This is a genomic window from Pseudoalteromonas arabiensis (genome assembly GCF_001550155.1).
Lineage (GTDB): Bacteria > Pseudomonadota > Gammaproteobacteria > Enterobacterales > Alteromonadaceae > Pseudoalteromonas > Pseudoalteromonas arabiensis.
Genome location: NZ_LRUF01000024.1, coordinates 523,498 through 545,604, shown reverse-complemented (window position 1 = coordinate 545,604; position 22,107 = coordinate 523,498). Strand labels below are relative to the sequence as shown.

Annotated in this window: 22 protein-coding genes; 11 read left to right on the top strand and 11 right to left on the bottom strand. The window is 39.6% G+C overall.

From position 1 onward, the window contains the following. Positions 1-185 precede the first annotated feature (185 nt). A complete protein-coding gene (locus tag PAARA_RS15705; protein WP_062569939.1) occupies positions 186-1,214 on the top strand; it encodes a LacI family DNA-binding transcriptional regulator in 1,029 nt (342 codons plus the stop codon). Positions 1,215-1,315: 101 nt separating this feature from the next. Here PAARA_RS15705 and PAARA_RS15700 read toward each other — a convergent pair whose 3' ends face one another. Then, positions 1,316-3,571 carry an aminotransferase class V-fold PLP-dependent enzyme gene (locus PAARA_RS15700; RefSeq protein WP_062569938.1) on the bottom strand — a complete coding sequence of 752 codons (2,256 nt, stop codon included), beginning with the start codon at positions 3,569-3,571 and terminating at the stop codon, positions 1,316-1,318. 129 nt (positions 3,572-3,700) lie between these two features. Beyond that, positions 3,701-4,771: an AI-2E family transporter gene (locus tag PAARA_RS15695; protein ID WP_062569937.1), complete on the bottom strand. Its 1,071-nt coding sequence runs from the start codon at positions 4,769-4,771 to the stop codon at positions 3,701-3,703. A 366-nt stretch (positions 4,772-5,137) separates the two neighbouring features. Between PAARA_RS15695 and PAARA_RS15685 the strand changes: the two genes are divergently transcribed. The 5 genes from PAARA_RS15685 to PAARA_RS15665 are packed head-to-tail and all read left to right on the top strand — an operon-like array spanning position 5,138 to position 8,673. After that, positions 5,138-5,803 carry a hypothetical protein gene (locus tag PAARA_RS15685; protein WP_062569935.1) on the top strand — a complete coding sequence of 222 codons (666 nt, stop codon included), beginning with the start codon at positions 5,138-5,140 and terminating at the stop codon, positions 5,801-5,803. A 1-nt stretch (position 5,804) separates the two neighbouring features. Beyond that, positions 5,805-7,265 carry a beta-barrel assembly-enhancing protease gene (gene bepA / locus PAARA_RS15680; protein ID WP_062569934.1) on the top strand — a complete coding sequence of 487 codons (1,461 nt, stop codon included), beginning with the start codon at positions 5,805-5,807 and terminating at the stop codon, positions 7,263-7,265. A gap of 54 nt (positions 7,266-7,319) precedes the next feature. Further along, positions 7,320-7,667: an arsenate reductase (glutaredoxin) gene (arsC, locus tag PAARA_RS15675; RefSeq protein ID WP_062569933.1), complete on the top strand. Its 348-nt coding sequence runs from the start codon at positions 7,320-7,322 to the stop codon at positions 7,665-7,667. Beyond that, complete coding sequence (wrbA, locus tag PAARA_RS15670) at positions 7,667-8,221, top strand: NAD(P)H:quinone oxidoreductase (protein WP_062569932.1); 555 nt, start codon at positions 7,667-7,669, stop codon at positions 8,219-8,221. Before arsC ends, wrbA begins: the two co-directional genes overlap by 1 nt. Continuing rightward, a complete protein-coding gene (locus PAARA_RS15665; protein WP_062569931.1) occupies positions 8,218-8,673 on the top strand; it encodes a DUF2069 domain-containing protein in 456 nt (151 codons plus the stop codon). Before wrbA ends, PAARA_RS15665 begins: the two co-directional genes overlap by 4 nt. A 61-nt stretch (positions 8,674-8,734) precedes the next feature. Here the strand turns inward: PAARA_RS15665 and PAARA_RS15660 are convergent, their stop codons facing one another. After that, complete coding sequence (locus PAARA_RS15660) at positions 8,735-10,072, bottom strand: ankyrin repeat domain-containing protein (protein WP_062569930.1); 1,338 nt, start codon at positions 10,070-10,072, stop codon at positions 8,735-8,737. 298 nt (positions 10,073-10,370) lie between these two features. Further along, on the bottom strand, positions 10,371-10,964 hold the full coding sequence (locus PAARA_RS15655; RefSeq protein WP_062569929.1) for an MlaC/ttg2D family ABC transporter substrate-binding protein: 594 nt from the start codon (positions 10,962-10,964) through the stop codon (positions 10,371-10,373). 235 nt (positions 10,965-11,199) lie between these two features. On the opposite strand from PAARA_RS15655, the gene PAARA_RS15650 reads away from it, so the two are divergent. Then, positions 11,200-11,736 (top strand): acyloxyacyl hydrolase, encoded by a 537-nt coding sequence (locus PAARA_RS15650; RefSeq protein WP_062569928.1) that lies wholly within the window; start codon positions 11,200-11,202, stop codon positions 11,734-11,736. A gap of 39 nt (positions 11,737-11,775) precedes the next feature. After that, a complete protein-coding gene (locus tag PAARA_RS20440) occupies positions 11,776-11,919 on the top strand; it encodes a DUF2897 family protein (protein ID WP_083515332.1) in 144 nt (47 codons plus the stop codon). 35 nt (positions 11,920-11,954) lie between these two features. On the opposite strand, the gene PAARA_RS15645 is transcribed toward PAARA_RS20440, so the two are convergent. Further along, positions 11,955-13,322, bottom strand: a complete 1,368-nt coding sequence (locus PAARA_RS15645) for a YjiH family protein (RefSeq protein ID WP_062569927.1) — start codon at positions 13,320-13,322, stop codon at positions 11,955-11,957. Between the two features lie 71 nt (positions 13,323-13,393). Then, complete coding sequence (gene bamC, locus PAARA_RS15640) at positions 13,394-14,455, bottom strand: outer membrane protein assembly factor BamC (protein WP_062569926.1); 1,062 nt, start codon at positions 14,453-14,455, stop codon at positions 13,394-13,396. Between the two features lie 371 nt (positions 14,456-14,826). Here bamC and PAARA_RS15635 point away from each other — a divergent pair, with 371 nt between their 5' ends. Together PAARA_RS15635 and bcp are read left to right on the top strand one after the other, a co-directional pair. Further along, complete coding sequence (locus PAARA_RS15635) at positions 14,827-15,360, top strand: glycine cleavage system transcriptional repressor (RefSeq protein ID WP_062569925.1); 534 nt, start codon at positions 14,827-14,829, stop codon at positions 15,358-15,360. Positions 15,361-15,370: 10 nt separating this feature from the next. Beyond that, on the top strand, positions 15,371-15,850 hold the full coding sequence (gene bcp / locus PAARA_RS15630) for a thioredoxin-dependent thiol peroxidase (RefSeq protein WP_062569924.1): 480 nt from the start codon (positions 15,371-15,373) through the stop codon (positions 15,848-15,850). A 71-nt stretch (positions 15,851-15,921) separates the two neighbouring features. On the opposite strand, the gene queE is transcribed toward bcp, so the two are convergent. After that, positions 15,922-16,587, bottom strand: coding sequence for a 7-carboxy-7-deazaguanine synthase QueE (gene queE, locus PAARA_RS15625; RefSeq protein ID WP_062569923.1), 666 nt, complete (start codon positions 16,585-16,587; stop codon positions 15,922-15,924). 121 nt (positions 16,588-16,708) lie between these two features. On the opposite strand from queE, the gene queC reads away from it, so the two are divergent. Continuing rightward, positions 16,709-17,389, top strand: a complete 681-nt coding sequence (gene queC, locus PAARA_RS15620) for a 7-cyano-7-deazaguanine synthase QueC (protein ID WP_228074481.1) — start codon at positions 16,709-16,711, stop codon at positions 17,387-17,389. A gap of 41 nt (positions 17,390-17,430) precedes the next feature. Here queC and PAARA_RS15615 read toward each other — a convergent pair whose 3' ends face one another. The 4 genes from PAARA_RS15615 to PAARA_RS15600 form a co-directional block, all read right to left on the bottom strand. Beyond that, positions 17,431-19,605: an exonuclease domain-containing protein gene (locus tag PAARA_RS15615; protein ID WP_062569922.1), complete on the bottom strand. Its 2,175-nt coding sequence runs from the start codon at positions 19,603-19,605 to the stop codon at positions 17,431-17,433. 64 nt (positions 19,606-19,669) lie between these two features. Further along, positions 19,670-19,858, bottom strand: a complete 189-nt coding sequence (locus PAARA_RS15610; protein WP_062569921.1) for a DUF3185 family protein — start codon at positions 19,856-19,858, stop codon at positions 19,670-19,672. 63 nt (positions 19,859-19,921) lie between these two features. Continuing rightward, positions 19,922-21,328 carry a sensor histidine kinase gene (locus PAARA_RS15605; protein ID WP_062569920.1) on the bottom strand — a complete coding sequence of 469 codons (1,407 nt, stop codon included), beginning with the start codon at positions 21,326-21,328 and terminating at the stop codon, positions 19,922-19,924. Beyond that, complete coding sequence (locus tag PAARA_RS15600; protein ID WP_062569919.1) at positions 21,328-22,002, bottom strand: response regulator transcription factor; 675 nt, start codon at positions 22,000-22,002, stop codon at positions 21,328-21,330. Before PAARA_RS15600 ends, PAARA_RS15605 begins: the two co-directional genes overlap by 1 nt. Between the last annotated feature and the right edge of the window lie 105 nt (positions 22,003-22,107).

Genomic DNA, 22,107 nt, shown 5'->3' with positions numbered 1-22,107 from the left:
TTTTCTCTTTTGACACCGGTATCATAAAAATTATCTCAATTATTTTACTGCTAATTTGTTTGAACATTCGATACACTAAACAACTTATATTAAATATTAATGTATTTATTAAGAATTAAAGTGCATGGGCTAACCATCTTTCAGTATTATTATAATACAATTTAAACTAACTATAAAGTAACAGTATGAAAGTAACAATAAATGATGTAGCTAAGCTTGCGGGGGTTTCCATGAAAACCGTGTCGCGAGTCATAAATAAAGAGCCATCGGTTAGAAAAAAAACCTACGATATCGTCATGGACGCTGTTAATACGCTTAACTACCAACCGAACTTAGCAGCTCGTAACCTTGCCGGAACATCTTCTTTCACTGTAGGCTTAGTCTATGACAACCCTAATGCATATTATGTTATCGATATGCAAAATGGTGTTTTATCACGCTGCAAGGAAGAAGGCTATGAGCTGGTTATCCATCCATGTAATTACCTAGACAGCAACATGGAAGATGATTTTAAAACCATGATTAAGCGTTCTCGCTTGGCTGGTTTAGTCTTGACCCCTCCTTTATCTGAACAAAGTAGTATTATTGATATGCTCGATGAAATGGGGATTCATTATGTTCGTGTGTTATCTGGCCGTCCTACTGATGAAGAGCAAGATACCTGCATCTTTGTTAATGACTACGAGGCCGCTTACGAAATTACCTCTCACCTATTATCACTAGGCCATACTCATATTGGCTTTTTATGTGGTGACAAAGAGCATAAATCAACAACTGAACGTTTAGAAGGGTATCAAGCAGCATTAAAAGATCACAATATTGCCCTAAATGATGAGTTAATCTACGAAGGCCAATATTCGTTCGAGTCAGGTGTTGAAGGTGCGAAAGCACTCTTGGGAACCGATAACCCGCTACAAATAACGGCTCTTTTAGGCGGAAACGATGAAATGGCAGCTGGTGCTTTATTTGCTTCACGTTTAATGGGAATTGAAATCCCTGAGCAATTGTCTATTACAGGATTCGAAGACTCGCCTTTCTCGCGTCAAACATGGCCAAAGCTGACAACAGCTCATCAAGCCAATGATGTTATATCTCAGCACGCTGCTCGCCTATTATTTAGAAAGACACGAGGAGCACGGAACCAAGACAAAGAGATCATCACGACATTTACCCCGTCATTAGTTGTTCGTGAAAGTTCAGGGCCAAAAACCTAACGATTCAATACTGTTACGAAAAAGCCGCATTAACATGCGGCTTTCTTATACCAACTTGCTTAATTAAATGATTAAGTATTATTGGAAGTTGGTATTGTTCGCTACAATAAAGCTAACCCACCATCAAGGTTATAGACATTCTCAAAACCTAACTGAGATAGGTTCTTAGCAGCTTGTTTTGAGCGATTCCCACTACGACATATTAAGATATAACAATTACATTTATTTAGATGCCCCTGCATAATCTCATTAGCCATGCGGCTAAGTGGAATATTAATAACGTGAGAATCATCAATCTTAAACTGCTCTGCGATATCAACCACACTATGCTCATAAGGCTCGCGCGTATCGATTAGATAGGTGTCCTTTTGGCAAAGCATTGCTTTTGCTTCTGTTGATGTTAACTGCTTCGTGGGCGGGCTTTCTAATGTATCTACATAGCCGCACAAGCTATGATTTACAGCTTGTTTTTGCTGATCGTTTTGTTGCTTTAGTTCAATAAACTCGGCGTCAGAAATCTGCTCATTGAGCAACCGGCTTAATAGCGGATTTGTCGCCTGCTGTGCATGCCAATCCATTGCAAAGCACTGCTGATAATCATGGCCAGAGCAAATCACTGTTTTATCATCTATGGTATTTGCAATATACTTTAATGACTGAGCCATCTGAGCGGCATCACCACCTTCAAGTGAAGTATTACCTAACCCACCGGGTAAAATTAAGTCTCCACAAAAACAATAACTAATGGCCTTAGTTTTGTTATCTTTGAGCAAATAACTAACACTGTCTTGGCTGTGCCCTGGTGTTGCAACTTTGCTCAAACACATATCGGTTAGTTCAATCTGTTCCGCCTTAATCGGCCAGCCTAGTTCATCGACTTCACCAGCAATACAGTGTTCAGCCAATTCTTTACTTAATAAACATCGTGCAGAAAGTCGTTCTTGATGTTGATGGGTGTCTAAAATAGCGAGAACTGTTAATCCTTGTGTCGCAACCATTTTTGCTAAACGCGGAATAAGTTCAATAATAGGATCGATAATCACCGCATGCTTGTTACTATCAACATATAACCAGCAGCACGCAGCTTGATGTCTTAATTGAGTTAGACCAATCGCACACACCTCATGTTGGGGTGTTGTACTGTCTGAAACAACTAAACAGTTTGCTTCAAGAATCGGTTTTAATGAACGAATTTTCTCGCATGCATAATCAATTTCTTGCTGGCTTGCTGCTGGACCAAACGACATACGAATGGCATTCTCACTTTGCCAATCAGATGCACCCATAGAATCAAGAACAAAACTACGATTCGCTCCCGAGCTACATGCAGACCCACCACTGACACGAATACCCGCGGCATCAAATAAATCCATCACCTCTTTGCTTGTTAACTCATTAACTGCAAAGTTTAGTGTTGTGGGTACTGAGCATGAAAAGCGATGGTTAAATGTAATGTCACCAAAAGTATCCACTAATGCTGCATGTAACTGCTTACGATAAGCATCTAGCAGCTCAATAGGTTTAAAAACATCGTCTTCTTTATCTAACAACAATGAAAAAAGTTTATTTAATCCTGCAATACCTGGTAAGTTTTCTGTGCCTGAGCGCATGCCACTTTCTTGGCCACCTCCAGCAATAAATGGCGTATATGCACTGCCCTTGCGAATATACAAAACACCTATCCCTTTTGGTGCATATAGCTTGTGACCTGAGAATGGTGCGTAATCAATTGTCGTTTTACTGAGTGATAAGTCCGTTTTTCCTAGTGCTTGTACACAATCTACCATCCAAGCAACATCCGTATTTTTACTGCGGATCACTTTTTCAATTGCTGTTAGGTCTTGGAACACACCGGTTTCATTATTCACTGCCATAGTGCAAATCATTAACGCTCGCGAGGCATGACTAGCAATAAACTCATGATCTAAAATGCCATTTTTATCAACGGGGATAGCAAGAACTTCAGCATTGATATCTAGCACTGTATTCCAGTGCTTAAGCGTATTAGGAACTGCTTTATGCTCTGTTGCACCATAGAGCAATACAGGGTTATCTATTTTATGATGTTTTGCGGCAATTAAAGTCGATACGACAGCCGTCTGAATACCTTCTGTTGCACCTGAAGTAAACAAAATGTCGCCATCGGTCGCCCCAATTACATCACGGGCTTTACGGCGAGTCTGTTCCAGCAAATGCTTAGCTTGAATACCAGTAATGTGAGAACTTGACGGATTTCCAAAGCAAACTTGCATTGTATGAGAGACAACATCAGCAATTTCAGGAAGTACAGGTGTCGTTGCATTTGCATCTAAATAGATTTGCTGATTTATATCATCGGAGAAAAAAAAGTTAGCCATTAAACGCACCATATTACTAAAAGATATATCTTATAACGTATTTTACATTTTTACCGTGTATAAGAGTAATAATCAATTAAGCAGTAAAGTGCGTTTTCTATACTTTTTAATGCTAAAGAATTGGCTGAGCTATTGGCTTTCGATCAAATTCTCTTGCTTGCTCGACCAAGCATTTATCAGAGCTTTAACAAGTGATGCTAAAGGAATAGCAAAGAATACTCCCCAAAACCCCCAAAGCCCACCAAAGAACAGCACTGCAACAATGATAAACACAGGGTTTAAGTCAACGGCTTCAGAGAACAATAAAGGGACCAGCACATTGCCATCGAGCGCTTGAATAATGCCGTAGATTATCAATATGGTCCAAAATTGGGTCTCTAATCCAAATTGAAACAAGGCCACAGCCGCCACAGGAATGGTTACCAATGCAGCGCCCACAAACGGAATAAGCACCGATAGACCAACTAATACACTGAGTAATGCCGCGTAGCGTAAATCAAGCACAGCAAAAGCAATAAAGGAGGCCGTACCTACAATTAGAATTTCGAACACTTTTCCACGAATATAATTCATAATCTGCTGATTCATCTCTTGCCATACTTGCAGGATTAAACGACGTTGCTTAGGGATTAAACGCTCAGCACTTTTGATAAGATCTTGTTTATCTTTAAGCATAAAGAAAACTAACAGTGGTACTAAAATAAGATAGATCAACCATGCCGCCACATCTTTTAAAGAAGTAAGCGAGGCAGATAAAACAACTTGGCCAAATTCAATCACCTTGGTCTCTACACTACTGACAATAGACTTAACTTGATCTGTTGTAATCAAATTGGGGTAGTCATCAGGTAAATGCATTAAGAAGGCCTTTCCTTGCTCGACCATGTACGGGGCTTCTTGCACTAAATTACTTGTTTGCTGCCATAAAACAGGGCCCATACCAATAATGATCATCAACATTAAGCCACTAAACACCAGCATCACCAGCACAGTGGCCGTAAAACGTTTTAAGCCGAACTTTTCTAAATGCACAACAGGCCAATCAAGCAAATATGCAATCACCAATGCTACAAGTACAGGAACAATTAATGAACCAAAGAAATAAAACAGTGCAACTGTTGCTATTAAAAGTAATAACAGCGTCACTGAGTGAGGATCAGAAAACTTATTTTCGTACCAAGCTTTAACGTATTCAAACACAAACAGGCTCCACTGTTAATTCGCCTAAATTTAGGTCAAGTCTATATTGATAATGATGTTTATCTAAAAAACGCAGCATATCATGATTTGAATGGGCAACATCAAATGCAAAAATGACTGTTTGTTTCGCTAATTGTGCCTTTTTTAGTCCTAATTTAAACTGAACAAATTGTTGCGGGCACTTAAACGGCCTCAAATCACATCTCAACATAACGAGACTATCCCGTAATAACTATGAACAATTGGTATAAGCCCTATGCATATACCAAAATCAGATCAATAGAATGAATCTAAATTCATTTTTTTCTTAAAACACGCAAAACAATAGTTTATCCTTATTTAATAACTGGTAGTAAAGGAAACCTAATGCCTGGCACGCATAATAAAGCGCAATTACCTGCTAATCCAACTCTTAAAGAAATAAATTGGTATAAAAAGCAGATTAACTGGGGGGAGCTACCTCCGTTTTATCACATGATTGCATCCTCTGTGAGTGAATCTGAGGGGATTTTAAACCATGGTTTTGATAATGCAGTGAAGCGCCTTATTGATACAAGCAATTGGAATCTTGATACACTTGATGGGCACGTAACCAATTTAGGTGAAATTGTTTGCGAAAACAAACCCAGAATAGCGTTACATCAAAGCTTTACTGAGCGTGGTTTTGAGTTATGGGCTTCGCCATATGCCAAAGATTCACTTGTTGATCAATATGTCAAAGGTAACCGCTTTATGGAGTTTAAGGTATGGGATCCGATCACAATGAAAAACCTTATTCGCATAAATCAGCTACACAAATTCATTGCCTTTTACTTTGAGCGTGGCGATAAAGCCGACAAAGCCCTTATTCTTCACGCGCATAAGGTTGTGCATAAAATCATAACTTTTTTACAACGAGAGTTGAACGTTGTTAAGCTAGGTGGAGTCACAATAAAAGATTTCTATCAATTATGTGAAAAAGATAGCCGTGCATGTAGCGACGAAATAGACCTTGCTAAAATCATGCTTGGTGAGCAGATCAAAAAGGAATAAAATGCGATTTAAATCAGCCTTTATAACACTGTGCAGTGCGTTACTCACACTCGTGGTTTTGCACAGTGAGCCGTTAAAGGCACAAACAAATTTTAAACTTCCCGATTTAGGCACCTCGGCACTGCAAGCACTTCCGATTGAAAAAGAGCAAGCAATTGGTGAAGTAATGATGATGCAAATTCGAGGATCATCACCTGTTGTTAATGATCCTGTACTTGACGAGTATCTCACAACTTTAGGTCGTCGCTTAGTTGCAAATGCCAACGATGTACGTTTTCCGTTTTCTTTTTTCTGGATTAATAACTCTGAGATTAATGCATTTGCATTCTATGGTGGCCATGTTGGTGTTCACACTGGACTTATTGCGCAAGCTGATAACGAAAGCCAATTTGCGTCAGTGTTGGGCCATGAGATAGCGCACGTAACACAACGTCATTTAGCGCGTCGACTCCAACAACAACAAGACAATAGCGCTTTAACAATTGCAGGTATGATTGCTGGTATTCTGGCAACGGTTGTCTCACCTGATGCAGGTATTGCGATTATTTCGGCAAACCAAACACAAGCCGCATTTAGCCAACTCACTCACAGTCGTGCTGCAGAGCAAGAAGCTGACCGCATTGGCATGCAGACCCTTAACAATGCCGGCTTTGATCCACGCCAATCAAGCGAGTTTTTAACTAAACTAGCTGCGCAAATCCGTTACAAATACAAGCCCCCTGCTTTTTTGCTTACTCACCCATTACCCGAAAGCCGTGTCTCTGATGTACGCTTAAGAGCTGAGCAATACCCTAAAAAGCATTTCTCAGATAGCTTAGAATTCAATTTAGCAAAAAGTCGTGTTATTGCTCGCTATTATCAAAAGTCTGAAGCTGCTGAGGACCTCTTTCGAAAATTAATGCGTGAAAACACCGCGTATGGCGATACTGCTCTAAAATATGGTTTAGGGATTAGCTTATTAGATCAGAAAAAACTCGACGAAGCTGCCAGTGTACTTGAGCCATTACGCAAAAAAGATCCTAAAAACTTATTTTATATCGATACCCACACTGATCTGCTTATTGCGCAAGGCAAAGCTGATGAAGCCGTAGACTATTTAGCAAAATTAAATATTGATAGACCAAATAATCAAGTTATAACCCTCAACTATGCAAATGCGGCTATTGAGGCTGAGCAATACGATGTTGCGGAGCAAGTTTTAAAGACTTTTTTACTTGCTAAGCCTGACCATAATTTAGGTAAAGAATTGATTGCTAACGTTTATAAAAAGCAAAAAAACTTAGCGGCGTATCATGAAGCACATGCTGATGTTTTAGCGCAATACGGTGCCTACTTAAAAGCAGCTGACGAAATTCAAAAAGCATTAAATTTCGTCGAGCCAGAAGAGCTAGTGAAGCAGCAACGTTTAAAAGCATTGCTTACACAATATCGTCAACTACAAAAAGAGCTAGCGAGACTTTAAGTCTCGCCTTGCTTACCCTAAAATAAGCTAAATTATTAAATTAGAGAACACTCCATGTCTGTGACTATTTATCATAATCCGCGTTGTTCAAAATCACGTGAAACGCTTGCCCTTTTAGAAAGTAATAACGTCCAACCTAATGTGGTTGAGTATTTAAAAACACCTCTTGATGAGCAACAGATTGCCACGTTAGTAACGCAACTTGGCTTCACCTCTGCACGTGAATTAATGCGCACAAAAGAAGACATCTACAAAGAGCTTGAGCTTAAAAACGAACAAGACGAAGGCAAGCTAATTGCGGCGATGGCGGCAAACCCTAAATTAATCGAGCGTCCTATTGTAGAGCACAATAATAAAGCTGCGCTTGGTCGTCCACCTGAAAACGTATTAAGCGTACTTTAATGTCACTTAACATTGTTGTGTTATACCACTCAAGTCATGGCTCTGTAGAAGCCATGGCCCACGAAATTGCAGAGTCAATTGAACAGCAAGGTGCAACAGCCTTACTGCGCACCTTTGTTAAACGCCAAGCTCACGATATTGTCATAAGCAAAGACGACCTTATTCACTGTGATGGTCTCGCCTTTGGCACCCCTACCCGTTTTGGTATGATGGCATCGCAAGCGAAAAGCTTCTGGGAAACCACCAGTGATCTGTGGCTAAAAGGACAACTGATCGATAAACCAGCCTGCGTTTTTTCGTCATCAAGCAGTATGCATGGTGGTAACGAAGCAACCTTACTTAACTTATCATTACCTTTATTACACCATGGCATGATGTTACTAGGCGTTCCATATGATGTGCCCGAATTACTGAGCACAGAGACAGGCGGAACCCCATACGGTGCAACACATGTTGCTGGCACTAACAATAGTAATGTTCTCAGTAAAGATGAAATGAAAATTTGCCACAGTGTTGGAAAACGTTTGGCGCAGATTGCGAGTAAACTACAATGAGCACAAACTCAGAAGTAAACCCCCCTATTGCCAAAAAACCGATTACAAAACGTTTTCAGCGATTTGCATTAACAGGTTACATTGGCTTATTAATTTTAATGCCTATTTGGTTATTTCTAATTGCTCCTAGGGAAGGCCATAGTAATGCCTTTATATTTGTTGTTTATATAGTGCCATTACTCCTACCATTAAAAGGGATTATTCAAGACAAACCCTACACATATGCGTGGGCTAATTTTATTGTCATGTTCTATTTTATTCATGGCTTTACACTACTGTGGGTCGCCCAAGATCAGCTCATTTGGGTGCTGTTAGAGTTAACTTTTGCTAGCCTCATGTTTATTGGTTGCACATATTATGCACGCCATCGTGGGCAGGAGTTAGGGTTAAAAATACGTAAACTCAAAGAAGAGCTTGCTGAGGAAAAAGCAGCCCACGAGCACGACAAATAATCACACTATGTGTTTAACACAGTTACAAATAAAAACGGCAACTATAAGTTGCCGTTTTTATTTAAACCAGTTCGGATAAAGTTGCTAACGCAACGATACTGGCTAAGCCCACTTGAGCAATCAAGCTAAACAATGAGAATAACCTCAGTAAGAATAAGCCCCAAGGGTGACGTAAATGTGGATAAAGCGCACAACGCTTTAAGCTAGTTGCAAAAAAGAAACACAAAATAGCCACCAAAGTAAAGCTCAGTGTTAATTCACTTTTTATTGCAATACTGTCGTCAAAAAAGAAGAATAACTGCATTGGCAGCAACAAGGTAACAATTGCGTGGAGTAAGTGCACTTTCTTAACACGATCAAATTGCCCCTCAGGTGATAGTTCTTTAATGCCAAATTCACGCTCAAGACATTTTACAAGACTATCTGCTTTTATACTCACCGCGAGACGATAACAGCTTAAACCATCGTTATTGCGTACGCGATAATCAAAGCCTTGTTTGAGGAGTAAGACCAATAATGGTTCATTCTCAGCAAGCACTGCATAATGTAATGCCGTATTGCCTTTTATATCTTGAATCGTTTTATCTTGATGCTCCAGTAAAGTCTCAACAACATTGACATAGCCCTTCTCTGTAGCCCACATAAATGCTGTTTTGCCGTTGTCATCTGCTAAAGTGCCCGTTGCTCCTTGCTCAATAAAGCGTTTCGCCATTGTTTGCTTAGCATTCTCATGGCTTAAGTGAGCTAACAATGCTTGTTCAAGAAGCGAAGCTGAATCAACATCCGGCGAGACTAATTTTAATAACGTGAAATAATCTTCACCTAGGGCGACTTTTTCTGCGGCAAGCTCTGTTAACTGTTCAAGATCAGTGACTGAATCAGGTATAAAACCACTGAAACGCTCTCTGAAATCAACTTCCGTCCACAGAACTAGTACATCGTCCGCGGACATTTTCGCACCTTGACTTAAAACATGTTCAATAACAGTAAAATAGCGGCGGTTAAATAATTGGCGAATGAGTGTAATTGGGGTTTTAACCGCAGATTGCGCAAATGCACTCGCATACTGCTCTAAACGTTGGCAAAGCATCAATACAAGCGTTTCAGGGGTGTAATCATTTTCATAAAAGTGCGACTTCATCGCATTAATATAATGCTGCGCAGCTTCATCAAACTCAGAAATATGCTGAAAATAACACTCCTCAAATGGCTCAAGAGGTGTAAGCCAAGAGAGATAATAAATAGGAGGTAATACAGTGGTGCATACACCATCGTCTTCATTGGTAGAATGGCATGCAGGCCAAGCTTCTAAAGCATCTAAAATATAGGCCCCATTTTGTTCAACTAATCCTTTGATCAGTAACGGGTATTCCTTTGGCCAAATCAGTACATTTTCCATTAAAAAAACACAACTCCGCTGCACATTATTAGATGTCTTATTAAGCTGCAAATTATGCCAAAATTTAACTGACACTGCGCTTAATATCACGACCAATAAAAACAGTATCTAATGATACTAAGGTAAGAAGAAAAGTGTCTTAATTCTACCACAGAGGTTAACAGGTGCTAGCGTAAAGTCAGTGATTTTTAAAGAAAATAGAAAAGCAGCAGCACATGGATATACTGACTGCTTGGTTGGAGACTAAATAAACCTAGACTTACTAACATATGCCTTGAATGTAAGTCTAGGTCTAAGCCTATTTGCTGGCTAATTCTTGAGTAACTTCGTCAATACCAACTTGGCTGATACGTTGCAAAACCTCTTTTTGCTTAGCACTCAGTAAAGAAATCCCTTCAGCAACGATATCGTACACTTTCCATTGCTTATTCTTACTCTGGCGTAGCTTAAAATGAAGGTCTATAGTTGGCGCATTCTCATCCACAATTTGTGTTTTAACGGTCGCGTAGTCACCATCTACTAATTGGGCTTGATCAAAGATAACTTTTTGACCTGTGTATTTCATTAACGCACCAGCATAAGTAACAGTTAAATAATGCTCAACCGCTGAAATAAAGCTAACAGCTTGTTCACGGCGCAACCCTTTAATATGCTTGCCAAGTAACTTATATGAAACAAACTTAATATCCATATGCGGTAGCAAACGTTTCTCAACAATGTCCGCCATGGCTTGTGAGCTTGCATCACCTTTTGCGTTTACACTTGCAATGTCTACAAATAAGTCAGCGGTCACTGACTCTAACAACTGTTTTGGAGAATTCAGTTGGCTAGCAAAGACACTTGAAGCAAATAGCGCAGTAACAAGTAAAAAGGCGTTAATTAATTTGGTCATGATGTGCACTTACCGTTGAAAATTTGAGCCAATATACCGATATTAGCCCCAAATAAAAAGAAACAATCCGACACCTTTTTAATGCCAAATCCGCACCAATCGATTTTTGTTTTAGTTTTCAGTTAATTGCTAAAAAAACTAAGTAAGTGCACAGTAGGTGTGTATTTTTGCACATTGAAAAGCCCCCTTGGCCACCCCTATTTACATGCTCATAGTCACTATGAGAAGTCCCGATATGAAAACTACACACATTTTAAACGCCCTAACATTCGTTATAACAGCTAGTTTAACAGCGCCTGCTTTTGCAAATTCAAATCATGGTTATGCCATAGACTATATTCAAGGCGAAGGAGATGTAAAAGGGGTAAAACTTGCCTATCAATATCACATCCCCCAAGAGAAACTCCCTTTTCAACATGCACGCCTCTACTTCGAATCAAGCTTTAATATTTGGCAATATGGTAAAGAAAACAACCATCAAACTAACCTTGTTTTAGCCATGTCTCCTGTTATTCAATATCCTGTTTTTAATGTTAAAAACATCCCTATTTCAGTGGAGTTCGGGATTGGCGTCTCTTTGTTAGATGACACCCATTTTGCAGGTAAGAACGTTAGCACTCACTACCAATTTGAAGATAGGTTAGGGCTCGTCGCAGACTTAGGTGATAATACTAGTTTAGCACTAAGATACTTACATTATTCTAATGCAGGCTTCAAAAGCCCAAACCCTGGCCTTGATTTTATATCTCTGTCTTATGCCAAACGCTTTTAAGTGCTACTATTGATCAAAATTAACTAGTTGGGTTTGAGCATGGAAACATGGCAAAAAATTGCAATTGTTGTTGCGGTTTTCGGCGTTGTTATTGGTAACCTCGCCTTATTAAAACACGCTGCAAAAATGGATTTTAAAAAACCACAAAACGATGATGATTCAGATCAAAAAAGCCCTGATTAACTATCAGGGCTTTATAATAATACCTAAAGACTCAATCAGACTAACCAATGAGCCATTAAAACGATAACAGGCAGTGTCACTAAGGTTCTTAAAATAAATATTAAGAACAGCTCAACGATATTCACAGGAATTTTGCTACCTAGTAGTAAGGCACCTACTTCAGACATATAGATTAATTGTGTCACACTCATTGCCGCAATAATGAAACGCGTTACATCACTTTCAATACTACCCGCGGCTAAAATAGACGGAATAAACATATCAGCAAACCCCACCATGATAGTCTGTGCAGCGGCTTCTGCCTCTGGCACTTGCAATAACTCTAAAAATGGCACAAATGGTTTACCCATATACTCAAAAATTGGCGTATATTCCGCAATAATAAGCGCAAATGTACCTACTGCCATCACCACAGGTAACACAGCAAACACCATATCAAGGGCATTATGAATCCCCTCTTTTAAAGTACCAACGAAACCAGGTGCTGTTCTTGCCTTTGCAAGTGCAACATCAAGCGAGTGAGTTATCAGTGTTTTTCCTTCTGGCACTGCTTCTGCGTGCTCATCAGGTTGAGTACCATCAACATATAAATCTTTCTTAAAACGCAAAGGCGGCAAGCGAGGCACGATAAGTGCAGCAACAAAACCTGCTAAACACACAGTCAAATAGAACGGGGCAAATAAATGCTCTAATTTAACTTGGCCAATAACAACTAAACAAAAAGTGATTGATACGGCAGAAAAGGTGGTGCCGATAATCGCCGCTTCACGTTGAGTGTAATGTTTATCTTCATATTGGCGTGCGGTCATCAAAATCCCCACGCTACCATCGCCTAGCCAAGACGCTACACAATTAACCGCACTGCGTCCTGGCACGCCAAATAATGGTCGCATCACTTTAGTCAATAACGTGCCGACAAGCTCTAACAGACCAAAATTTAATAACAAAGGAAGTAACAATCCTGCCAATATAAACACAGAAAACAACACAGGAAGTAGATCATTTAGAACTAGAGCTCCCGTATTTTTAGAAGTAATCATTTCGGGCCCATACTGGGTATAGGTCAGTAGAATGAACACCATTCCGAATAGACGCACACTGAGCCACAGCCAACTCACATCAAACAAATGCTTGATTACAAACACCTTTAAAAGCACTTTAGGCTGAAATAGTTTAATAGTTAAAGAAAGCATACCCGTTATACATACAATGGTGGTTATTAAACCTAATGCGAATGGTGCTATCCATTGCTGAACTCCCTTTGCCATTACAGCAATAGGAATAGTCATTGCTTCACCTATAGGCACTGGCGTCATAAACAAAAAGACACCGATAAGTGAAGGAACGAAAAAGGTAAACAAAGTTCGCAAGTTACTGCGATTTGCAGTGTTTAAGTTAGACATATTTTCAACCTGTAAAAACCACAAAAAGAGCGGTAAGGCTCTTTCTGTGGTGGTTTTAACTTTTATAATTATTAAATATTGATACCGCGCTGGCGCAGCGCATTTTCTAGTGCTTGTTGTAGGTCATTCATTGTACCTGGCTCTAATGTAGTCCCTTCAGAGTCCATCCATGTCAAACTCGTACCACCTTCATTTGTGCGGCTTACAAGTATTTGGTATTGGCCATCCTCGATTGGTAGCTCTGCTAATTCTTCACCCCAAATTGAATCCCAAACGCTTGACTCAGGCTTCTTATAATCAGCCGTAATCAAACCTCTTTCTTGGTCAATTTCAACTATAGTGAAAGATAAACGCTCTAAGAAGCCAGAAAAACGGTCGAACACCACAAAGTAATCTTGTTCAGTCACTAATGCAGCATTGCCTTTGTTATCAAAACCCATCTCAAGAGAAATAATACCTTGTTGCTTACGCATTTCGACTTCAAGCTGGCGATAACGGTAATCAAACTCAGCAATCACTTGATTAAGTGCTCGCACTTCAAGCTGTTGCTTTAAAAGTGGTGTCAGTTCTTGCGAATCACTTTTAAAATCAATCAATTTGCTGCTTAATGATGCTGTGCGCTGGTGAGACTTTTCTTCAATTGTAAACAAGAATCGCTGCTGTGAAACATCCGCTTCGTCTTCCCAAAACCAAACATCTTCTGGTTTTATAATGCTATACCAATCCGTTTCTATCTTGCCAAGCAACTTATCTTCCTTTGTTGCGCTGGCATTTTCTTCATGTAATACAGCGTTAATTGAGTCCCAAATAAACTCGTCTAAATCAACAATGCCATCGTTTTTATCAAAGTAAACGCGTGCATCTTTATCACCTTCTTCTACCCAGCTACCTTGAGCAATAGTGATAACTTGTGCGGGTGGACGATAATTTTTTGCTTCAGGATCGTTGTCATATTGAGCAACATCCATTTTATAAGTCAGATCTTGAGCTGGCTGCGCAAGTCCTTCAGGCGCTTTAACCGGTTCGTTAGCACGATAATTACGTTTGTGATGTGCCTCGTCGGTAAAAACACCGCACCCTGTTAAACTAACCATTACGCTTACTGCAAGCGCCTTTGAGATCCAATACTGCACAGATATTTCTCCTTAGCAAACCCTTAATTTTTTTAACAAATGTATGAGTGGGTAATGCCGATTTGGTTCACTGTAAAATCACTTTTGACTTTACATTTTTTGTTTTTATGCAAAAAACCCTAATAATATGGGTTAGCGCGTAACCACTATGTTTGCTTATCGCCTTGCAAAATTTTAACTATGGTACTTTCAGATGCCCCTAAAAACAAGAAAGAGCGCACTTTATTAATGGCTTAATTAATCACCGCTATCCTCTATTAGGTTAATTATGTTAAACTTCGCCGCCGTGCGGTATTAAACTCACGTGAGATCAAAGCTTATTCTGGCTTATATCCGTTGGTATTTATTAATTACTAGGTACTTAAAATTCCATGACTGCTTTTACGAATCATCAGATAGTGCTCACTGCGATCGGTGAAGATAGACCCGGTATCGTTAGCGAACTAACTCAATTAGTGAGTGATTGTCATTGCAATATAATCGACAGTCGAATTGCTATTTTAGGCAACGAATTTACCTTCATCATGTTATTAGCTGGTGACATGTCAGCCATTAGCCGAATTGAACATACACTGCCAACTAAAGGGATGGAGCTAGGCTTATTAACCATGATGAAGCGCACAGCAAGCCATGTTGCAAGCGAGTTTTGTGCAGGTTATACACTCGAATACACAGGTATCGACACACCAGGAACACTCAGTAAAGTGACACGCTTTTTTGCTGATAACAATATCAGTATTTGCTCATTAAAATCAGATACATTTGATGAAGATGAAGATGTGAAAATGCGTTGTGAGCTAGAGTTTAATATTCCAGTAGAAGTTGATATTGATAAATTTAAAGTTAGTTTTGAAGATCTTTCTCGTAGTTTGAACGTAGACTATATTTTCAGACGCATTCGCTAAGGAGCTAAGCATGAACAAAATTAATCCTCTTCAAGCAGGTGATACAGCCCCAGCTTTTAGTTTACAAAACCAAAACGATGAAACAGTCGTACTCGCTGAGCTATTAAAAGAGCAGCAAGTGCTTGTTTACTTTTACCCAAAAGCATCAACCCCAGGATGTACAGTACAAGCTGAAAACTTACGTGATGAAAAAGCTGAGCTTGCTAAATTCAATACACGTGTTGTTGGTATTAGCCCCGACCCTATTAAACGTTTAAAGAACTTTGAAACCAAAAAAGAGCTTAACTTTGATTTATTAGCCGACGAAGATCACGCAATTGCTGATGCATTTGGTATTTGGGGTTACAAGAAGTTTATGGGTAAAGAGTATGAGGGTATTCACCGAATTAGCTTCCTTGTAGGCCAAGACGGTAAAATCAAACACGTATTTGATAAGTTTAAAACTAAAGACCATCATCAAGTCGTGCTTGATTATTTAGCTCAGAACTAATAATTGAACTGAGTATGAAATATAAAAGCGTTGCCAATGGGCAACGCTTTTTTGTTCTACAGAGTAATAAACTAACTAATTCCCAAATACTTGTGCACTTGCACTGACAGGCGCCAGTTTTTAGCGATACAGGTCTCAATAGCCAGTTTGGTCGCTGAGGTTTTTTGGCTAATTGGTTGCAGGTACACTAAACGTGGGTTCACACCTGTTTTCAAGAATAAGTCTTCAAGTTCTTCAACGTGCTTTTGCATCGCAACTGGGTGTTTAATTTCGTCTGCACGTTGCATGGCGCTGCGCAGTACTGTGTAACCGCCGCGCATATTAATTTTTGGTGATACAGTAACCCATGTTTGCTCGGGTGCTAGCACTTCAAATGTACCGCTGGTTTCAATTTGAGTCGAATAGCCATTTGCGTGTAATAATTCACACACTGGGTTTAAGTCGTACATGCAAGGCTCACCACCTGTGATCACCACATGTTTTGCGTTATAACCACGCTCTTTAAATAATGCGAAAACTTGCTCAGCCGTTGCTTCTGCCCAATGATCTGAGTCGGCTTTTTTCTCAACCGTGTCATCTAAGGACACTTTATATACATTATCAACATCCCATGTTTGCTTTGTATCACACCAAGCACAACCCACTGGGCAGCCTTGTAAACGTAAAAAGATTGAAGGTGTGCCTGTAAAACTTGCTTCACCTTGAATTGTTTCAAACACTTCGTTAATTTTGTACAAAAGACATCTCACTTACGACGCAACGGTATAAAATATATACCATCAAAAAACCAAAAACACGCGCAAAAATTGTTATTTAGGCCCGAGCCGTGTAGTATATCGCGCCCTGAAGTAAACCTCTATCAAAAGTAAGAGCAAAACAGATATGACGCAAAAAGTAGTTGTGATTTATTCCGGCGGTATGGACTCATTTACCGTATTAAATAAAGCCCTGCAACAAGGCCATGAAGTATATGCCCTGTCGTTCGACTACGGCCAGCGTCATGTTAAAGAGCTTAAAGTAGCTGCTCAAGTGTGTGAAAATTTAGGTGTTTCTCACAAGATTGTTGATATTTCAGCTATTAACCAGTTAATTGGTGGCTCATCTTTAACTGATGATATCGAAGTACCAGAAGGTCACTACGAAGAAGAAAGCATGAAAAGCACAATTGTGCCTAACCGTAATATGATCTTACTTTCACTTGCAGTGGGTTATGCGGTGTCTTTAAAAGCAAGCAAAGTCTATTACGGCGCGCATTCAGGTGACCATGCAATTTACCCTGACTGTCGTCCAGAGTTCGTACAAAAAATGGATGATGTTTGCCGTATTGCCAACTATGACGCTGTGGAAATTTTCAGCCCGTATTTAAATAATACCAAAATCGATATTTTGACAGACGGTTTAAAAATGGGTCTTGATTATAGCCAAACGTGGACATGTTATAACGGCCGTGACAAAGCTTGTGGCAAATGTGGTGCCTGCCAAGAGCGTTTAGAAGCTTTTGCATTAAATAACGTTACCGACCCTATCGAATACGAATAACCTTATTTTGGATGGGGACAGATTAAGTTTGAAAGGCGAGTTTAACTCGCCTTTTTTGATTGTGTTTGTTGAATCAAATTTAACAGCTCGGCTGTGGCAGTTGCATCAGCTAATGCTCTATGGTGGTTAGTTAAATTCAGTTCAAAATGAGCCGCTAAGTTACCGAGCGAATAAGACTTGAGCTTTGGAAATGCTCTTCGTGATTCAACAACAGTACATAGCTTGGGCATTTTAAAGCCTTGCCCAAGTGCAGCGTATTCTTTACGAATAAAGCCATAGTCAAAATTCACATTGTGAGCAACAAACACACTGCCTTTTAATAGTGAGCGCAGTGTAGCAGCTATCTCCTCAAAGCGTGGGGCATCACGAACCATGGCAGCATTGATACCGGTAAGTTTAGTAATAAACGGTGGAATGCTGCGCTCAGGGTTAATTAAGCTTGCCCATTGATTTATCACCTCGCCGGCTTGCACTTGCACAACGGCTATTTCCGTAATTTTGTTATTACCTTGTAAGCCACCTGTGGTTTCTATATCAACCACGCTGTAAATGCGATTCGGATCATTAAACCAATTTACCGCAACAATATTCACAGTAAAGCCATGCTGTTTTAACACATCAATACTGACAAGTTGGTTGCGTCTGAGTTTGTCGCCTGGGGCTTTTACTTCTTCAAAGGTGAGCTCGCCCTCTTTGAGCACCATTAAATCTGGGTAACCATCTTTTAGCTGCTTAAATGTTTTTGTCATTTGCAAAACATGTGACTTTAAACTTTGTAACTCGCTGTATTTTATAAGCAACTTTAACGGTTCTAAAATATCACTGTGCCATTGAAATAAACCTGTCGGTGTATCGTAAAACTGCCCTGCCGCTTTACACACATGCTTAAACCAAGCATCACTTGATGTTAAAAATGCTAACTTTTGTTCTATTTGTTTTTGCTGTGAGTCGTAAAAGTTATCAGCAAGAAGAACTTTGGGATAAATATCAAATTCGTTGCATGGTGGGTGTGGCGTATCAATAAAAAGCTCTTGCCAAAATGTCAGTGTAAATAAGCTCAACCAAAGGTTATTTTCACTAAAAAAGACAGTGCATTCCTGTTGCTGGTAATGCTCGCTCACTCCTTGCTCTACGTCACCACGATAAATGTCATCAATGTTTAATTGATGCTCTGTATCAACAAGCATTTGCGTTAGACGCGAGCGTTGTTGTTTATTGTATTTGCGTTGTAAGAAATCCTCAGCAAAATACAAAATGCCATCATCAAGTGGATCATGAATTATTTGCTCAAGCTTTTGCTCAACCCACTCTTTATCCCCCTCTTTATAGCGCTGGCGAATTGCTAGCTCTTGCGCTTCACTGCTGCCTTCACAGTGTTCGAGTAACTCACATGCAAACGCTAAGTCATGCTCCTTCAGCTGCTTATGTAAGCGAATAAGTAATTTGTTTTTGATACTCTGGGCTAATTCATCCTCACAGCTAATGGCTAAAAGTGCCTTTGCTAAGTTTTGATACTGCGCTGCTGACTCGCTTTGCTTAAACTGCATGCGCAATTGGTTTAATTGATAATGTGTTTGTGCTTCAGCCAAGGTTTGAAAACGCGACAGCGCTCCGCTGACATCACCACGTACTTTGGCTATTCCTAAATCACGCATCACAAAGCGATTTTGGTGGTTTATATCACCACCACTCAAGCGACCACTATATAAAAACTCAAAGTACTCGTAATACTGGCTTCGGCTATTCACCACAAATTGACTAAAAAGCGTTTCTAACTGGTTACTCGTACGATCGATGTGATCTTTGCATAGTTGAATTAATGCCCCTTTGCTTGCTGACTTTTTAAAAACAACAGTAGATGACATTAGCTCATCATTCGCTAAAAGGGTCACCAACTCCGGCTTAGTTAAATGTTCAAGTACTAAATCTAAATCTTCACCTGTGGGGTGTGCCACCAGCGCTTGTTGCTTAAGCTTAAAAATAGCACCATGGAGATTGGGGATCTCTTCATAATTAAGTGAAGATATTGCTACAAGCCTAGGCTTACGCGAGTAAATGCGCAATAAGGTACACAAGCTTTGCTCATCAAGTTGAATTAACCTTGATAGAAATAACTGCTGCTTAGCCGTTAACAGGCATGTACACTGAGTTTGGATAAACTCTGCAAGTTCAAAAAAGTGACTTAAATAGTATTTTGCTGGTAATTGTTTCTGCATAGCTAACACCAAAACTGTATATACATACAGTATCAGGTATTAGCTTGCTAATTTCAATGTTTGATTACTTAACTTTTAATATGCCTACAACCGCACAGATTGCACCACCTACCATACCTAACCACGCTTCAATCGGTGTATCACCACTTAGCGTACGACTTACTTGCGCACTGGCAGAGTCATATACGTTATATCCCCACACAGCAAGTGCAACACCAATGACGATAAGTGCAATGCCAATTATTTTACCCATAGTTTTTATTCCTTATTGTTGTTCATAATCAGTGTTGCACATAAACACGAAGGCTGCAAAATTTCACTTTAATATCAAACTAAAGGTAATTGTTTGCTCACTTTGCTCAACCAATAGTTCTGCATCAATAGCTTTCGTTAATGCATTTGCTATCGATAACCCCAGTCCAAAGTTATCATTTGACGTTCGCGCGGTGTCTTTTTGCCAAAGAGGGTGAAATAACTGGCTCATTTCTTCTTTACTTAAAGCCGTTGCAAGCGTATTTCTAACAGTTAAAATGATTAAACGCCCTTTTCTTTTAGTTTTAATCAACACATGCGTGCCTTCAGGGCTATATTGCTTAGCATTATTCACCAAGTTGGTAATAATAGACTCAAGGGCAAATATATTACTGACTAGAGCCGGCAGGGTTTTATCGAGTTCAAATTCGAGTCTCGATTTATCACCGTTTTCCAACACTCGCATAGTCACCTGATTTAAATCACACGCCTCATTTTTTGGCAAAACCTGATCACTGTATTTATGCAGTAGCAACAAGTTAGAAACAATGCTTTTTAGACGCTGGCCAATGTTTAGCACTTCCGGCTTAAAGTCTTCATTGAGTTGTTGTTCTTTGGGAAAACGAATGGCCACTTCTGCCATATTAATTAACTCTGCTATGGGTGTTTTAAGTTCATGGGCAATATCTGACGTTAACCGTTTCTCACGAAAATAAAGCTGCCTGTTTTCTTGTATGAACGCATTAAGACTCTCAACAATAGGCTGCAACTCTTTTACAGGCTCTTTAATTACAATTTGAGCACTTTTATCGGCAATGCTGAGTAGGCTAATATCTTTATTGAGTTGATTTAATGGCGCAAGCGATGAATCAACTGACTTACGGACAAAAAGTCGAATAAATACAATGACGGTGACGGTCGTGACAACAAAAATAATATCAATGAGCCAAAGAATAAAATCCACTTCCTCTGATGAGGCTGCGTACGCTAGGGTAAGAGGCATTTGCACAGCAGACTTATTACTTTCGTAGTTACCGGCTCTTACATGCAATTCAGCCTGAGGAAAAAAGCGAGTATAAATGATTCTACCGTCACGGCCATCGGGCAGTTTAGCAGCAATAATTTTCGATTCGCCAACATCTAAACTCTGTAATGTAAGGGTCTTTACTTTAAATAGATTAAGGCTTTTAGAGCGTGTAAATACGCCTGCTTCTGTCCAGATTTGAAAATATTCCGGTTCAACCTTACCATCAAACTCTGGCATAAATTCACTTGAGAAGTTAAATGCCAGTCCTTGCTCATCTTCATGTACCAAGGTCATTAACATCCCTGCTTTTGACTGCAGGCCGCGATTAAATTCGTTATCAATCCAACTATCAACCGCAATATCGGTGGCTAATAAAATACTTAAAACAAGCCCAGTAATAGCAATTGATAAAGTGACAACCAGCTTACTTCGAATTGATTTCATCACTTACCTTGTACTATGTAACCAAAACCACGTTTAGTTTGAATGGGAAGTTCTCCACCAGCCGCTCTTACTTTTTTACGGGCAGATGATAAATGTGCTTCGATTGAATTCTTTGATACTAAATCGTATTGACCTGCAATATAACTACTCAGTTTTTCTGCAGTGATGACTTTATTTTGATTACTAAACAAGCACTCGACTATTTTATACTCGTTAGGTGTTAAGTCGATGACGGTATCGCCCACTTGTAATAATTTAAGCTGCAAGTTAAGCGCCAAACTATTTATATAAATCACATCACTTTTTGCTTTCAAATGCCCACGACGCGTTAAGTTTAATAACCGTGCATGTAATTCATCAAACGAAAAAGGCTTTGTTAAGTAATCATCAGCGCCTGTAAGCAGCCCTTTAACTCTATCTTCTGGCTCTTGTTTAGCCGATAAAATAAGTACTCGCACATCAAGCTGCTTTGCTCTGATGGTTTGCAGTAAAGTAATGCCATCAATACTAGGCAGCATTAAGTCAAGAACAATCAATTCATACTCTCCTGACATAGCCATACTGAGCCCTTCGGCACCATCTCCTGTTTCGTCAATGGTAAAACCTAAGTTTTCAAGACCTATTCGTAAACTGCGTCGCAAAGACGCCGAATCTTCAATGAGTAATAGCTTCATAGCTCTCTCTTATAAAACATTCTAAGCGCAGCTTACGCTGTAAAACTTAAGATTTACTTAAGGTTTGCTGAATTTTAGCTAACCCAGTAAACATTAAGTTTTCCA